Genomic DNA, 13,839 nt, shown 5'->3' with positions numbered 1-13,839 from the left:
GGGCGGAGTGGCTCGCAGCAAGGGCCAACCAAGATGCGTTGGCAAGAAGCAGCAGGATCGGCCGGCTCTCGTCTCCGGAGACTGAGCACGCCGTGCTGCCGATACGCAAATGCCAGAAATCGCTTACATCAGCAGGAGGGGTTTCAACGACGGGGGAAGAGGCCGCGGCGTTGGCAGCCGGGTACCAGCAGCCACCGTAAGTCCGATATCACCAGCGATACAGCCATTGGTTCTGGGCAAGACCATCCAGCTTGCCCGGTTCCTGCCCGAAAGATCGCGGTTATTGCTGATCCGGCATCTCGGTATTCTCTTGGGGGTTCTTTTCGATGCCCGCGGCAGGCGAGGTGTCGGCCGGGGCCTTCCCACCCTGGTTTTGCTCCTGGGCTCTTTCGAGTGGCGAGGTGCGCCAGCCCATATCGGCATACAAAAAGCCGATGAGAAAGCCGACGATGATGATCGCTGCTATCACCAGCGAAAGTATGGCGTTACGTCGCTCCATGTCCGGCTCCTTCCTGCGAGCCGAACAGCCAGTATCGAAAATGGTTCCCATCCAGCGGCAGGTCGTGGAACTTCGCACCGTGCCGGCGGTTGACACGCAGGGCTGCGAGCGGTGAACGAAGCCTCCGTTGTTTCCGTCGCAGCAGGAAGGAGACACCATGGCCAACAATGAAACCACATCGAAACCGGCAATCCGGCAGGCAAATGCCGCTGGCTTGCGACGTCCAAGGCGGGATGCTGACGATACGGATGCCGGAGCCAGGCCACCGACGCCGAAAAGCGCGAGAGCCTCGAAGCCCTCGACCGCTCCGCTGGACAATCCGGTGGCCAACCGCAATGCCGGCCGGCCGCGCCAGCAAGGCGCCACGCCGCGGCCGACCGAAAAGCCGCTGGACTGAAGGGCAAACGAGCTAGGACGTCGGGACCAATTCCGCCAAGGCTCTGAGAATGGCCGCCTGATCTGCCGGCTTGCGAACAAATCTAGCGTTGGCGAACGTGGATGGAACATCGCGCGGCCCAAAGCCGGTCAGGCACGCGAACGGAATATGGCGGGTTTTTAGTTCTTCTGCTATCGCCAGGCTCGTTTCGCCATGCAGTTGAACATCCAGCAGCGCCACGTCGACAGGATTTTCGCCGATAAGACGAAGGGCCGCCGCCACCGAAGGGGCGGGGCCGATCACCTGATGTCCCGAATCGCGCAGACAAGCAGCGATGTCCTCGGCGATGAGCCATTCATCCTCGACCACCAGAACGCGCAGCGGGTCGGTCACGGCGTCTCCTTGCGCAGCATCGGGAATGTGATCTGGACCTCAAGACCGTCACGGTTGAAGGTGGTCTCGACGTTTCCGCCAAGCCGGTAGCCGATCTCACCCTGCAGCAGGGAAAGTCCGAAGCCGCTAACTTCAGGTTTTCTGACCGGCGGCCCGTGTCTCTCGCGCCAGGCGAGCGTGAAAATATCGCCCTCGCCAGACCATTTCAGCACGACCCTGCCCTCGGGCTTCGACAGCGCGCCATATTTGGCGGCGTTGGTCGCCAGTTCATGAATGGCCATGCTGAGGGAAAGACCCTGTTGCGGGCTAAGCTTCACTTCAGCGCCGTCAAGTTCGAACCGGTCAATGCTGAAAGCTTCGAGTTCCTGATGCAGCAGTTCGTTGATCGAAGCTTCTTTCCAGCGTTCCTTCGACAGCAGACCGTAGGCCCGCGACATGGCGTGCAGGCGACCGATCAGCGCTTCGGCGAACTCTTCCTTCGATTCCGAACTTTCCCGGGTGCGGTTGGCAATGCTGGCGACCACCGCCAGCATGTTCTTGACGCGGTGGTTCAGCTCCGAAATGAGCACCTGTTGATGCTCTTCCGCCTCGGCCAGGGTGGTGACGTCGATCAGTGTGACCACGACGCCCTGGATCCTGTTGTCCTTGTCGCGATACGGATTGATGCGGACCATGTGAAACCGGCCCCGATTGTCGCGTGCCAGATGATGGTTCAGGGTCTCTCCGGTTTCGAAGACAGCATCGATGTGCTGTTTCAGCTCGGGATAGTCGAGCTGGCTCGAAAGCTCGGTCAGCGGCCGGCCGACGTCGGAGGGACGCAGGCTGAAGAAGGACGAGGCCGGCGGAGTAAAGGTCCGCACCACCAGATTGCGATCGAGGAAAATGGTTGCGATCTTCGTGCTCTCGAACAGATTCCGCAAATCGCTGTTGGCGCGGTCGAGCTCCTCTATCTTGTTGGTCAGTTCCGAATTGATGGTGTTGAGCTCCTCGTTGAGCGACTGCATCTCCTCCTTCGAGGCCTCAAGCTCCTCATTGGTCGACTGCGCCTCCTCGTTGACGGAGACCAGTTCCTCGTTCGAGGATTTCGCTTCTTCCAGTGCGGTTTCGTACTCCTCGATCGTCGATTGCAGTCGCTCCCGGGTTTCGCGCAGCTCCCGCTCGAGATCGGCAGTGCCTTCGCTGCTACGGTTTTCGGGCCCAACATCGGACCGCGCCTGCACCGGCCCCGTCGGTTCGAACAGGACGAGATAAAGCCGTTCGCCCTTGCCGCGTTCCGCCAGGGGCTCGACAGTGAGTTTGATCGACAGGGCCTGTTCGTCGTCCTCGTCAACGACGACATTTTCCCGCACGACGGTGCGGCGCGTCGTGGCGGCTTCCCGCAATGCCGCGCGCAGGTCGAGCCTTAGCCCGGAGCGGGCCAAAGTCAGCACCTGCCGGCTCGGAATGCCTTGCGGCGCTTCGAGATATCGGCCGGTCCGCGCCGAATAGTAGACGACGTCACCGTCGCCATTCACCACGACATGCGGCGGCGCGAAACGCTCCAGCACTTGTGCCTCGACCGCCTGTCGAAGCGGATAGCTGGCGGTTCGCTTGTTCGGCCCCGTTCCTTCAGGCAGGAAGGCGCCTGAACGGCCATCGCCGATCAGCATCGGCAGCCTAATGTGTGGCGAGGCATGTTCCCGCGCCTGAAAAATGCGCTGCTTCTTGTCGACGGCGGCGAAGAGGTTGTCGTGCTGGCCGACGCTTTCGGACGTGCCGAGGAAAAGATAACCGCCCGGCTTCAGCGCGTAGTGGAAGATCGGAATCACCCGGTTCTGGATGTCCGAGCCGAAATAGATCAGCAGGTTGCGGCATGAAACCATGTCCATGCGTGAAAACGGCGGGTCGCGGACGACGCTGTGAGGGGAAAAGACGCACAGCTCCCGGACCTCGTTGGCAAGCACGTGGCTCTCGCCGTCGCTGCTGAAAAAACGCTGCCTGCGCTCGGGCGAGACGCCCTGCAGCAATGCCGCCGGGTAACGCGCCGCGCGCGCCACCGCAAGCGCGGGCTCATCGATGTCGGTCGCAAATATCTGGACGCGTGGCACAACCGAAAGCGTCTCCTTGTGTTCGCGCAACAGCATGCCGATCGAGAACACCTCCTCGCCGGTGGCGCAGCCAGGCACCCAGATCCTGACGGCGTCGCTGGCGGTCTTGCCCTCGAACAGTTGCGGTACGACCTTCTCCTCGAGCAGCTTGAACGCGTCGGGATCACGGAAAAAATCGGTGACGTTGATCAAAAGGTCACGAAAAAGGTTCGCCACCTCGCGAGGGTCCTTCTTCAGCCATTCAACATACTCTTCAATGGAATCAAGCTGTCCGATTTGCATGCGCCGCTTGATGCGCCGCAGGAATGTCTTGGTCTTATAGCCTGAGAAATCGTGGCCGGATTGGCCCTGCAGAATGCCGTAGATCTCGTCGCGGAGCCGACCCAGTTCTGCCGTCTCGTGCTCGCCGCCTCCGGCAACCCCGTTCAGCATGTCGAAGCTGCGGGCGAACCCCTCGAGCTTCGCGCCGATCTCCTCCGCCGGCGCCGCAATGTCGATCAGCCCGCTGGAGATCGCACTTTTCGGCATGTCCGGGTTGCGCGGACCGTAGCCGTCGGGAGCCTGGGCGACCGTCAGTCCGCCACGCTCCTTGATCGCCTTGGCGCCAAGCGTGCCATCGGAATCGCCGCCCGACAAAATGACGCCAACCGCATATTCGCCCTGATCCTCCGCCAACGCGCTAAAAAAGATATCGATCGGCTTGCGCTCGCGGCTGAGCACGTTGGATGGCCGCAGGTGCAGCACTCCCCGCTCGATCGTGAGAACGACGTTTTGCGGCATCACATAGACGTGGTCGGACAGGACAGTGGTGCCGTCCTCGACGACAACAACCGGGAGTTGCGTGTAACGTCCGACGACCTCATGAAGCAGGCTTTCGCGCTCGGGGCTGAGATGGGTGACGATGACGAACGCCATGCCGGGCTGGCCGGTGATGCCTTTGAACAGGCCCTCCATTGCAGGAATGCCGCCGGCCGACGCGCCGACGCCCACAATTGGAAATCTCTTCACCTGAGATGTCACCGCAAGCCCTCGGTTGAACAGCCTAGACGACAAGGCCGCCAAATCGACCCAAAGCCCACGACCGGGCTGAACGCAACGCCCAGCATATAACGTGCGCGAGGGCCGGAACAAGTCCGTGCAGAGGGCGTTAAAGTCGGGATTATTGTGGAACTCCAATGTCAAAGCGCACACCTGAGCTGAAGCTGACGAGACGAGCGTCGTTGCGCTTCGAGGATCTGCTGAGTTTGCCGGGAAACGAATCCATTCCGCCGCGCATGCTTGTTTTGGCGAAGCGATTGCAGGCAGCCTTGCAGGAACATTCCGAACAGGCCCGTGCGGACACTTGCAAATCCCGCTCGAAGAAAGGGCGATGAGGTGCGCGATCTCCGAGGAGTGCGCATCCTGATTGTCGAAGACGATTGGGTATTGGCCGGCGATCTTGCACGATATTTCGGCAATATGGGCGCGGTCGTCCTTGGCCCTGCGGCGACGGTCGAACACGCCTCCATGCATACCGAGGTGGCTGAGGCCGCGATCCTCGACGTCAATCTCAACGGTCGGCGGGTGTTTCCGATCGCCGACGAACTGATGCGCCGCGGCGTTCCCTTCGTCTTTTTCAGCGGTGACGAGGACATCGTCATTCCCGAACGTCTCCGCCACGCCAGCAAACTTCGAAAATCGTCGGACAGCTACGCCATCTTCGACGCCTTGTTCCCTCCGGAAAAATCCGCCCTTGCCGGTCGCCCTGCCGTGAACTTGTCGGACAATGTGTTTTCACTTCTGCCGAAGCTCAGGCTCGCGGCGCGTCTGCTTCTGGGCGACGTCGGTGCTTCCGATCGGCTGGTCGAACGAACGCTGGAGCGCGCCATCGGCGAGATCGACGGGAGGCGGGCCGGCGTGTCGACCGAAGACTGGCTGAACGGCATCATGCGAAACATTGCCAGATCGGGCGGAACGAGCCTGTTGCACTGAGGCTTGCTTTTCAACAGTCCGAAAAGTATGCAAAAACAGCGTTCTATAGTGACATTCTCTGTCAGAACGCGAGGTGCGCCTTAGAACTCCCCCCGACAGCGCTGACACGGCAACTCCTCAGCCGTTCTTGCGGTCGATGAATTTGTTGAACCGGCTGTTTTTGCCGCCGCCGGTTTCGTCCTGGTAAAGGAATCTCAGATCGTTGTCGTCGAAAATCCGGAAGAACTCATCCCATTCAATGGGTTCGAGCTCCTCCTCGGGCTCGCCAAAATCGATCCGCAGGATGCCGCCCTCGCCCTTGGTTCGTACAACCGCAGGCCGGCCACCACGATCTTCGGCCCATTGACGGATCTCGTCATGATTGGTGGTTGTTTTCGATTCAGACATTGAAATCTCCCTTTGATCCAAGCTTGAGCGTGTGAGCCTCGCGCCCACGGACCGAATGAGCGCCCTAACCCCAAAGAAGCTGCAATGTTCCAGCGCATGGCCCAAGGCTCGTTCGCTGTGCGTTCACCTCAGGTTGCAGCCTCGCCAAAACCATCTTTGTTGAAGCAGAGGGAACAAACCTTTTGCCAAACAGTTCGGGGCGCCAAGGCCAACTGCGTAAGGAGTTGTCGTGAAACGCATACTGGTTACAGGAGGGTGCGGTTTCATCGGCCGCAACGTCGTCCAGGAACTCGTTGAACATGGTTATGCCGTCTGCATTCTCGATGCGCTGCTGGAACAGGTGCACGGCAGCGAGGCGATCAGCCTGCCGGCAGGAGCCGAACTGATCAAAGGCGACGTTCGCGATGGCGCCGCCGTCGCCGAGGCGCTGCAGGGCATCGACGCCACCGTCCATCTCGCCGCCGAGGTCGGCGTCGGCCAGTCCATGTACGAGATCGCCCGCTATGTCGGCGCCAACGACCTCGGCACAGCCACCCTGCTCGAGGCACTGATCAAGCATCCGGTCGAGAGGATCGTCGTCGCTTCGTCGATGAGCGTCTACGGCGAGGGTCTCTATGCCACGCCAGGCGGCCGGCGCGTCGACAATGCACGGCGGCAGGCCAGCGACGTCAAGAGCGGCCAATGGAATCCGCTGTCGGCGGCGGATGAAAGCCTGTCGCCGCTGCCGACAGACGAGGAAAAGCCGGTCGACCTCGCCTCGATCTATGCGCTGACGAAATATGCCCAGGAGCGCGCCGTGCTGATCTTCGGCGATGCCTATGGCGTCGATGCGGTGGCGCTGCGCCTGTTCAACGTGTTCGGCGCCGGACAGGCGCTGTCAAATCCTTACACCGGCGTTCTGGCGAATTTCGCTTCACGCCTCGCCAACGGCCAGCGGCCGATGATTTTCGAAGATGGCGAGCAGAAACGCGATTTCGTGCATGTGCGCGACGTCGCCCGCGCGTTCCGCCTGGCGCTGGAACAACGCCAGGCGCGCGGCCACGTCATCAACATCGGCAGCGGACGGGCCTATGCGATCAGCGAGGTCGCCCGGCTGCTCGCCGACGCCATGGGTGTGCCGGACCATCGGCCTGAAATTCTCGGCAAGGCGCGCGCCGGCGATATCCGCAATTGCTTCGCCGACATCTCGAAGGCGCGCGAACTGCTCGGTTTCGAGCCGCAGCACCGGCTGGAGGATTCACTCGACGAGTTCGTCGCATGGGTGCGCAACACGGTCGCCATCGACCGCGGCGCCGACATGAAACGGGAACTCGAAGAGCGGGGACTGGTATCATGAGGCCGGACGGTTTTCGTGAAGCGCCGGTTGCCATCCTCGGCGGCAGCGGCTTCATCGGCTCGAACCTCGCCGACAGCCTGTTGTCGGATGGGGTGCCGGTGCTGGTCATCGACAATCTCAGCCGCCCGGGCGTCGACCAGAACCTGGCTTGGCTGGCGCAGAAGCACGGCAATCAACTTGCCGTGGAAACCGCTGATGTCCGGGACGAAGACGTGCTGGCGCCGCTTTTGGCGCATGCCAGGGCGATATTCCATCTCGCCGCGCAAACAGCCGTCACCACGAGCCTGGCCCAGCCAAGCGAAGATTTCGACATCAATCTGCGCGGAACCTTCAACGTCCTGGAAGCGGCTCGCCTTAGCGGCAGACGCATTCCCGTGATCTTCGCCAGCACCAACAAGGTCTATGGCGGCCTGCCCGACGTCACCGTGCGCGAAGAGGACGATCGGTGCGTGCCCTGCGATGCCGGCATCCGCGCCAACGGCATAGACGAGGCCTGCGGCCTGGATTTCTGCACCCCCTATGGCTGCTCCAAAGGCGCGGCCGACCAATATGTGCTCGATTATGCCAAGTCGTACAATCTGCCGACCGCGGTCCTGCGCATGAGCTGCATCTACGGGCCGCGCCAGTTCGGCACGGAGGACCAGGGCTGGGTCGCCCATTTTCTGCTCAGCGCGCTTTCCGGCCGGCCGATCACGATCTACGGCAACGGAAAGCAGGTGCGCGATATCCTTCATGTCAGCGACGCCGTTGCGGCCTATCGCGGGGTACTTGCCCGGATCGACGACATCAAGGGCCAGGCATTCAATCTCGGTGGCGGACCGGGCAACGCCGTCAGCCTGCGCATGCTGATCGAGGAGATCGGCAAGTTGACCGCGCGGAACCTCGCGATCCGCTACGACCGGGAACGCACCGGCGACCAACCTTTCTTTGTCGCCGATACCCGCAAGTTAGAAGCAACGCTCGACTGGAAAGCGCATGTCTCCTGGCGCGACGGCGTCCGCGATCTCGCCGACTGGCTCCGGCGTCATCGCCTCGAGCCTGAACCAGCGAGGTACGTGGCATGAAAGTCGCCCTGGTCAATCCGTTCTGGACCTACGAGGACAGCATCTATTTCGGCTGCCGCCAGCCACATCTGCCGCTGGAATTGGGCTACTCGAAAGCCTCGCTGGAGGCCGACGGCCATCAGGTGCTGATGCTGGACGGGCAAATCCAGAAGCTCGACAACGCGGCACTTGCCGATCGCGTCGCCGCTTTCGCACCGGCCATGACCGTCGTCAGCACGGCGCCGACCTATTTGTTTTGGCGCTGCGCGCCGCCCGAGCTGCGCGTACCAGCCGACTTCCTCAACCGCCTCGCCCGGCGGGGCGGCCGCACAGTGGCTGTCGGGCCGCACGGCTCGGCGACGCCGGCGCCGACGCTGCGCAAGCTGGGCGTCGATGTCGTCGTGCGCGGCGAATGCGAAGAGGTCGTCGCAGAACTCGCCCGCCGTCACGATTGGAGCGCCGTGCCACACACCGCCCACCTCGACGAGGGAAAACTTGTCGGCAATGGCGGCGTCCACACCAGTTCGTTTGTCGATCATCCGCCGCTCAGCTGGCCGTCCGATTGGATAGCCGCGCATTCGCACCATCACCACCGATTCGATGACAATCAGCTGGGTTTCGGCGCGGAGGTCGAGGCATCTCGCGGCTGCCCCTACAATTGCAGCTTCTGCGCCAAGATGGATTTCCGCGACGCCTACCGCCGCAGGAGCCACGATGCGATCATCGCTGAAATCGATCGGCTGATCTGGCAAGGCGTCGGCTACATCTATTTTATCGACGAGATATTCCTGCCGCAGAAGGCGCTGCTGGAGGCACTGGTCGATCGCGACGTCAAATTCGGCGTGCAGACCCGCATCGATCTTTGGAAGCCGGAGCTCCTGGAATTGCTTGGTGCGGCCGGCTGCGTTTCCATCGAAGCCGGCCTTGAAAGCCTGACGGTGGAAGGCCGGGCCATGCTGGCAAAGCGTTGCCGGCTGGGCACCGAGGAACTGGCCGCTTTGCTGGTCGATGCACGACGTCACGTTCCGTTCGTCCAAGCCAATCTGATCGGCGTCGTCGAGGACGATCCGGCTCTGGTCGACCACTGGCGCAAGCACCTCATTGACCGCGGCGTGTGGGCCAACGAGCCGGTGCCGCTCTATCCCTATCCCAGTTCGCCCAGCTATCGCGAGCTTTGGGGCGAGCCCGACGATCTCGCCTGGGAGCGCGCCCACGAGCATTATCTGGCCTCGTTCCGGACGTTCAGCGATATCCAGGAGAAGCGCCCCCGCGCGCTGGCCGAGTTGGAGGCGACATGTTGCAGTCACTGATCCGCCGCCCGCGGCGAATCCTGATGACCGTCGATGCCGTCGGCGGCGTCTGGCGCTACGCGCTTGATCTGGCGCGGGAGTTGGCTCATGGCGGCGACAGCATCGTGCTCGCCGGGCTGGGCCCGGAACCGTCGGAGGAGCAGGCGAAGGAGGCACAGGCTTTCGCCGGCCTGGCGTGGCTCAAGACACCGCCGGACTGGATGACCCGCAATGAGGACGATCTGGAAATGTTGCCGCAGGAACTGCGCGCGCTCGTTGGCGATTACGCGATCGACCTCGTCCATCTCAACGCGCCGACGCAGGCCGTGGGACTTGATCTGCCCTGCCCGGTCGTGGCGGTCTCGCACTCATGCGTCGTGACCTGGCTCCACGCCGTCAGGGGGCGGGCTGCGGACGGCGAATGGGCCTGGCAGAAGGACCGCAACAGACGCGGCTTCGATTGGGCCAATGCGGTAGTCGCACCCAGCCGCAGCCATGCCGACATGCTCGAGGCCTGCTACGGGCCGATCGCCCGCCTGAGCGTTGTCAGCAACGGCACACGGCCGGGTCCAAAGCCAGAGCGACGCGAACCGGTGGTTCTCGCCGCCGCGCGCTGGTGGGACGAAGGAAAGAACGCAGCTACGCTGGACCAGGCAGCAGCGCTGACGAAATGGCCAGTCTTCGCTGCCGGGCCGATCGAGGGCGGCGATGGCCAACGCGTCAGTTTCAGCAATGTCGTTGCTCTGGGCTCGGTCTGCCACGACGAGGTGCGTCGCTTGATGGCGCGGGCCGGCATCTTCGTATCGCCCTCCATTTATGAACCATTTGGCCTTGCCGCACTGGAGGCAGCGACGTCGGCGACACCTTTGGTGCTTGCCGACATCCCGAACTATCGCGAATTGTGGAATGGCGCGGCTTTGTTCTACGACGTCCACGATCCAGGCGATCTCGCCAGGTGCGTCGATTGTCTCTCTGACGATGCCCAACACAGGCGCCGGCTCGGCGAAGCCGCCGCACGCCGAGCCCGCAGGTTTTCACCAGCAAGGCAGGCGGCGGCCATGCACGACATCTACGATCGGGCCGCCCTGGCCGTTGCGGAACGCTGACAATGCGGTTCCTGTTCTATACCCATTCGGTCGTTTCCGACTGGAACCACGGCAACGCACATTTCCTGCGCGGCATCATGCGGGAGCTTGTTGCACGCGGGCACCAGGCGATCGCGCTGGAGCCAGCAGACGGCTGGAGCCGTTCGAACCTGCTGGCAGAGAAAGGGCCCTACGCGGTCGAGCGCTTCAGAAAGGATTTTCCGGAGCTGATGTCGGTGACCTACGATGCCTCCTTCGACCATGAAGGCTGGATTGCCGGCGCCGATGTGGTGATCGTCCACGAATGGACTGACCCGGAGGTTGTCGAGCGCATCGGCGGGGCCAAGGCGAATGGAGGCGGTTTCACGCTTCTGTTCCATGACACCCACCATCGCGCCGTGTCGGCGACGCAGGCGATCTCGGCCCTGCGGCTGGAGCATTATGACGGCGTGCTCGCCTTCGGCGAGGCGTTGCGGGAAAGCTATCTTCGCGCCGGCTGGGGCAAACGTGCCTTCACCTGGCACGAGGCGGCGGATGAGCGCCTGTTCAAGCCTCACCCGGAGATCGACCCGACTGCCGATCTGATCTGGATCGGCAACTGGGGCGATGACGAGCGCAGTGCCGAAATCAAGGAATTCCTGATCGATCCGGTGGAAGAACTTCGCCTGCGTGGCACTGTTCATGGCGTGCGCTATCCACGCGAAGCGCTCGCCGATCTTGCTGCCGCCGGCCTGGAATACGAAGGCTGGATTGCCAATGCCGACGTGCCCAAGGCATTCGCGGCCCACCGCGTTACCGTCCACATCCCGCGGCGCCCGTATCGGGAGAACCTGCCCGGCATCCCGACGATCCGCATGTTCGAGGCGCTCGCCTGTGGCATCCCGCTCGTGTCGGCGCCTTGGGCCGATGTCGAACAACTCTTCAGGCCAGGTATCGACTTTCTTTTCGCGCGCGACGGTTCCGAGATGTGCCGCCATCTTCGCGACGTGCTGGACGATGCTGACCTGGCCGCCTCTCTGGTGAGATCCGGCCTCGAAACCATCGGGAGGCGACACACTTGCCGCCACCGGGCGGACGAGCTGTTCGACGTGCTCGCCGAATGCGGCAACCGCCAGGCCATCGATCGCATCGCCAAAGAGGAGACAGTCGCATGAAGATTGCATTTTATGGATCGAGCCTGCTGTCGTCCTATTGGAACGGCGCGGCGACTTATTACCGTGGATTGCTGAAGGCTCTTTCTCAACTTGGCTACGAGATCACGTTCTATGAACCGGACGTCTACGACCGGCAGAAGAACCGCGATATCGAGGCACCGGACTGGTGCAACGTCGTCATCTACGAGGCGACCCCGCATGCGCTGATGCAGGTGGCAGCAAGCGCAGGCGAAGCTGATATCGTCGTCAAGGCCAGCGGAGTCGGCTTCGAAGACGAGGCGCTGCTGCGCGCAGTACTCGACCACGCCCGGACGGATGCGCTGACAGTGTTCTGGGATGTCGACGCACCGGCCACTCTGGGCCAATTGCGCGACGAGCCGGATCACCCCCTGCACCGCGCGTTGCGGGAGATCGACCTTGTCCTCACCTATGGCGGCGGCGATCCGGTCGTCTGGGCCTATCGTGCGCTGGGGGCTGCCGAATGCGTGCCGATCTACAACGCGCTCGATCCCGAAACGCACCATCCGGTCGCGAAGGACAAGCGTTTCGCCTGCGACCTCGCCTTTCTCGGCAACCGCCTGCCGGACCGTGAAGCACGCGTCGAAGCCTTCTTCCTCGATCCGGCCAACCGTTCGGGCGATCAGCGTTTCCTGCTCGGCGGATCTGGTTGGGGTGACAAGCAGCTGCCGGCAAATGTCGCATGGCTCGGCCACGTCGGGACGCGGGACCACAATGCGTTCAACGTCACCCCCAAGGCGGTGCTGAACATCAGCCGCGACAGCATGGCCGCCAACGGCTTTTCGCCTGCCACGCGCGTCTTCGAGGCTGCCGGTGCCGGCGCATGCCTCATCACCGATGCCTGGCTCGGCGTCGAATTGTTCCTGGCCCCCGGGGAAGAGATCCTGGTGGCGCGCGATGGCAATGATGTCACTGAGATCTTGCGCACCCTCACCCCCCAGCGGGCAAGGGCGATCGGCGCATCTGCGCTTCGGCGTGTTCTCGCCGAGCATACCTATGCGTTAAGGGCCGCTGTCGCCGACGCTGTCTTCAGGCGTCAGTTCGAGCGCCCCACCGTGGAGGCAGCGGAATGACCCAGCGGCTCGACATCGTCTTTCTTGGCCTGTCGTTGTCCTCTTCATGGGGAAACGGCCATGCCACGACCTTTAGGGGGTTGCTGAAGGGCCTGCACGAACTCGGCCATCGCGTCACTTTCCTGGAGCGCGACGTGCCGTGGTATGCGAACCATCGCGATCTGCGCGACCCGGATTTCTGCACGTTGCGCTACTACGAAACGACGAACGATCTTCGTCGGACCTATGCCGGCTGTCTGCAACAGGCCGATGTCGTAGTGGTCGGGTCGTTCGTTCCGGAGGGGCGAGCCGTCATCGACATCGTCGCGTCCCTGTACACGGGCCAGTTCTGCTTCTACGACATCGACACGCCGGTCACGCTGGCCAAGTTCGCCGCGGATGATTGCGACTACCTATGCCGGCGGCAGATCCCGTATTTCGACGTCTATTTCTCGTTCACCGGCGGGCCAACACTCGCCCGATTGGCGGCGGACTTCGGTGCACGGTGCGCCGAGCCGCTCTACTGCTCCGTCGACCCGGAGCGGCATCGCCGAACGGCCGACCCGATCTGCTGGGACCTTGGCTATCTCGGCACTTACAGCTCGGACCGGCAGGCGACGCTGGATGCTCTCCTGCTCGAACCGGCAAGACGCATGCCGGACCGTCGCTTCGTCGTGGCCGGCTCGCAATTCCCGTCCGAGACCGTCTGGCCAAGCAATGTCGATCGCATCGAGCACCTGCCGCCGGCGGACCACGCCTCGTTCTACAGCCGCCAGCGCTATACGTTGAACGTCACGCGCAGCTCCATGATAGCGGCTGGGTGGTCTCCCAGCGTACGCCTCTTCGAGGCGGCTGCCTGTGGCACAGCGATCATCAGCGATCGCTGGACCGGTCTGGACAGCTTCTTTCCGACAGCCACGATCAACACGGCGGGCCAAGCCGAAGACGTGATCGATATCCTGTCCAGCCAATCCGACCGCGTCAGGCTTGCTTTGGCCAAGCGAGCGCGTGCAACGATCCTGGCGGCACATACAAGCGCCGCGAGAGCCCGCGAATTCGTTTCGTTGCTGGCGCGGCCAAGATCGGCACGTCCAGCGCTCGATCTGAACATCGAAAGTGCAGCATGACTGGCAGACAGGAGAAAATAGA

14 protein-coding genes are annotated in these 13,839 nt (G+C 62.7%); 10 read left to right on the top strand and 4 right to left on the bottom strand.

What is annotated here, in order from left to right:
• Positions 1 to 280: 280 nt before the first annotated feature.
• Positions 281 to 550, bottom strand: coding sequence for a hypothetical protein (locus BLT09_RS01600; RefSeq protein ID WP_236473136.1), 270 nt, complete (start codon positions 548 to 550; stop codon positions 281 to 283).
• A 106-nt stretch (positions 551 to 656) separates the two neighbouring features.
• On the opposite strand from BLT09_RS01600, the gene BLT09_RS01595 reads away from it, so the two are divergent.
• The gene (locus BLT09_RS01595; protein WP_091590219.1) at positions 657 to 896 is read left to right on the top strand and encodes a hypothetical protein; all 240 of its coding nucleotides are present in this window, start codon (positions 657 to 659) and stop codon (positions 894 to 896) included.
• A 12-nt stretch (positions 897 to 908) separates the two neighbouring features.
• On the opposite strand, the gene BLT09_RS01590 is transcribed toward BLT09_RS01595, so the two are convergent.
• The gene (locus BLT09_RS01590; RefSeq protein WP_091590218.1) at positions 909 to 1,268 is read right to left on the bottom strand and encodes a response regulator; all 360 of its coding nucleotides are present in this window, start codon (positions 1,266 to 1,268) and stop codon (positions 909 to 911) included.
• Positions 1,265 to 4,363, bottom strand: a complete 3,099-nt coding sequence (locus tag BLT09_RS01585; protein WP_413468397.1) for a CheR family methyltransferase — start codon at positions 4,361 to 4,363, stop codon at positions 1,265 to 1,267. The genes BLT09_RS01590 and BLT09_RS01585 overlap by 4 nt, the downstream gene beginning before the upstream one ends.
• Positions 4,364 to 4,530: 167 nt before the next feature.
• On the opposite strand from BLT09_RS01585, the gene BLT09_RS34145 reads away from it, so the two are divergent.
• Both BLT09_RS34145 and BLT09_RS01580 read left to right on the top strand, forming a co-directional pair.
• Positions 4,531 to 4,728 (top strand): hypothetical protein, encoded by a 198-nt coding sequence (locus tag BLT09_RS34145; RefSeq protein ID WP_023801270.1) that lies wholly within the window; start codon positions 4,531 to 4,533, stop codon positions 4,726 to 4,728.
• A 1-nt stretch (position 4,729) separates the two neighbouring features.
• A complete protein-coding gene (locus BLT09_RS01580) occupies positions 4,730 to 5,326 on the top strand; it encodes a response regulator (protein WP_167366295.1) in 597 nt (198 codons plus the stop codon).
• A gap of 117 nt (positions 5,327 to 5,443) precedes the next feature.
• On the opposite strand, the gene BLT09_RS01575 is transcribed toward BLT09_RS01580, so the two are convergent.
• A complete protein-coding gene (locus BLT09_RS01575) occupies positions 5,444 to 5,713 on the bottom strand; it encodes a hypothetical protein (protein ID WP_091590215.1) in 270 nt (89 codons plus the stop codon).
• A 229-nt stretch (positions 5,714 to 5,942) separates the two neighbouring features.
• Between BLT09_RS01575 and BLT09_RS01570 the strand changes: the two genes are divergently transcribed.
• Genes BLT09_RS01570 through BLT09_RS01540 form a run of 7 tightly spaced genes read left to right on the top strand, consistent with a single transcriptional unit; the run spans position 5,943 to position 13,817 of the window.
• Positions 5,943 to 7,049, top strand: a complete 1,107-nt coding sequence (locus BLT09_RS01570) for an NAD-dependent epimerase/dehydratase family protein (RefSeq protein ID WP_091590213.1) — start codon at positions 5,943 to 5,945, stop codon at positions 7,047 to 7,049.
• Positions 7,046 to 8,113 (top strand): NAD-dependent epimerase/dehydratase family protein, encoded by a 1,068-nt coding sequence (locus BLT09_RS01565; protein WP_091590211.1) that lies wholly within the window; start codon positions 7,046 to 7,048, stop codon positions 8,111 to 8,113. Before BLT09_RS01570 ends, BLT09_RS01565 begins: the two co-directional genes overlap by 4 nt.
• Complete coding sequence (locus tag BLT09_RS01560; RefSeq protein ID WP_091590210.1) at positions 8,110 to 9,402, top strand: TIGR04295 family B12-binding domain-containing radical SAM protein; 1,293 nt, start codon at positions 8,110 to 8,112, stop codon at positions 9,400 to 9,402. Before BLT09_RS01565 ends, BLT09_RS01560 begins: the two co-directional genes overlap by 4 nt.
• Positions 9,387 to 10,487 (top strand): glycosyltransferase family 4 protein, encoded by a 1,101-nt coding sequence (locus BLT09_RS01555; RefSeq protein WP_091590208.1) that lies wholly within the window; start codon positions 9,387 to 9,389, stop codon positions 10,485 to 10,487. Before BLT09_RS01560 ends, BLT09_RS01555 begins: the two co-directional genes overlap by 16 nt.
• Positions 10,488 to 10,489: 2 nt before the next feature.
• Positions 10,490 to 11,620, top strand: a complete 1,131-nt coding sequence (locus BLT09_RS01550) for a CgeB family protein (protein ID WP_091590206.1) — start codon at positions 10,490 to 10,492, stop codon at positions 11,618 to 11,620.
• Entirely contained in the window at positions 11,617 to 12,711 is a 1,095-nt protein-coding gene (locus BLT09_RS01545; protein ID WP_091590204.1) for a CgeB family protein, read from the top strand. The genes BLT09_RS01550 and BLT09_RS01545 overlap by 4 nt, the downstream gene beginning before the upstream one ends.
• Positions 12,708 to 13,817 carry a CgeB family protein gene (locus BLT09_RS01540; protein ID WP_091590203.1) on the top strand — a complete coding sequence of 370 codons (1,110 nt, stop codon included), beginning with the start codon at positions 12,708 to 12,710 and terminating at the stop codon, positions 13,815 to 13,817. Before BLT09_RS01545 ends, BLT09_RS01540 begins: the two co-directional genes overlap by 4 nt.
• Positions 13,818 to 13,839: the final 22 nt, after the last annotated feature.

This window comes from Mesorhizobium muleiense, from assembly GCF_900099905.1.
Lineage (GTDB): Bacteria > Pseudomonadota > Alphaproteobacteria > Rhizobiales > Rhizobiaceae > Mesorhizobium > Mesorhizobium muleiense.
The sequence above is the reverse complement of the archived record's forward strand: the minus strand, read 5'-3'. Positions and strand labels throughout refer to the sequence as shown.

Excerpts from the sequence above, each read along its gene's own strand:
- BLT09_RS01600 (WP_236473136.1), bottom strand. The coding sequence starts at position 550 with ATGGGAACCATTTTCGATACTGGCTGTTCGGCTCGCAGGAAGGAGCCG.
- BLT09_RS01595 (WP_091590219.1), top strand. The coding sequence starts at position 657 with ATGGCCAACAATGAAACCACATCGAAACCGGCAATCCGGCAGGCAAAT.
- BLT09_RS34145 (WP_023801270.1), top strand. The coding sequence starts at position 4,531 with ATGTCAAAGCGCACACCTGAGCTGAAGCTGACGAGACGAGCGTCGTTG.
- BLT09_RS01575 (WP_091590215.1), bottom strand. The coding sequence starts at position 5,713 with ATGTCTGAATCGAAAACAACCACCAATCATGACGAGATCCGTCAATGG.
- BLT09_RS01565 (WP_091590211.1), top strand. The coding sequence starts at position 7,046 with ATGAGGCCGGACGGTTTTCGTGAAGCGCCGGTTGCCATCCTCGGCGGC.
- BLT09_RS01560 (WP_091590210.1), top strand. The coding sequence starts at position 8,110 with ATGAAAGTCGCCCTGGTCAATCCGTTCTGGACCTACGAGGACAGCATC.
- BLT09_RS01555 (WP_091590208.1), top strand. The coding sequence starts at position 9,387 with ATGTTGCAGTCACTGATCCGCCGCCCGCGGCGAATCCTGATGACCGTC.
- BLT09_RS01550 (WP_091590206.1), top strand. The coding sequence starts at position 10,490 with ATGCGGTTCCTGTTCTATACCCATTCGGTCGTTTCCGACTGGAACCAC.
- BLT09_RS01545 (WP_091590204.1), top strand. The coding sequence starts at position 11,617 with ATGAAGATTGCATTTTATGGATCGAGCCTGCTGTCGTCCTATTGGAAC.
- BLT09_RS01540 (WP_091590203.1), top strand. The coding sequence starts at position 12,708 with ATGACCCAGCGGCTCGACATCGTCTTTCTTGGCCTGTCGTTGTCCTCT.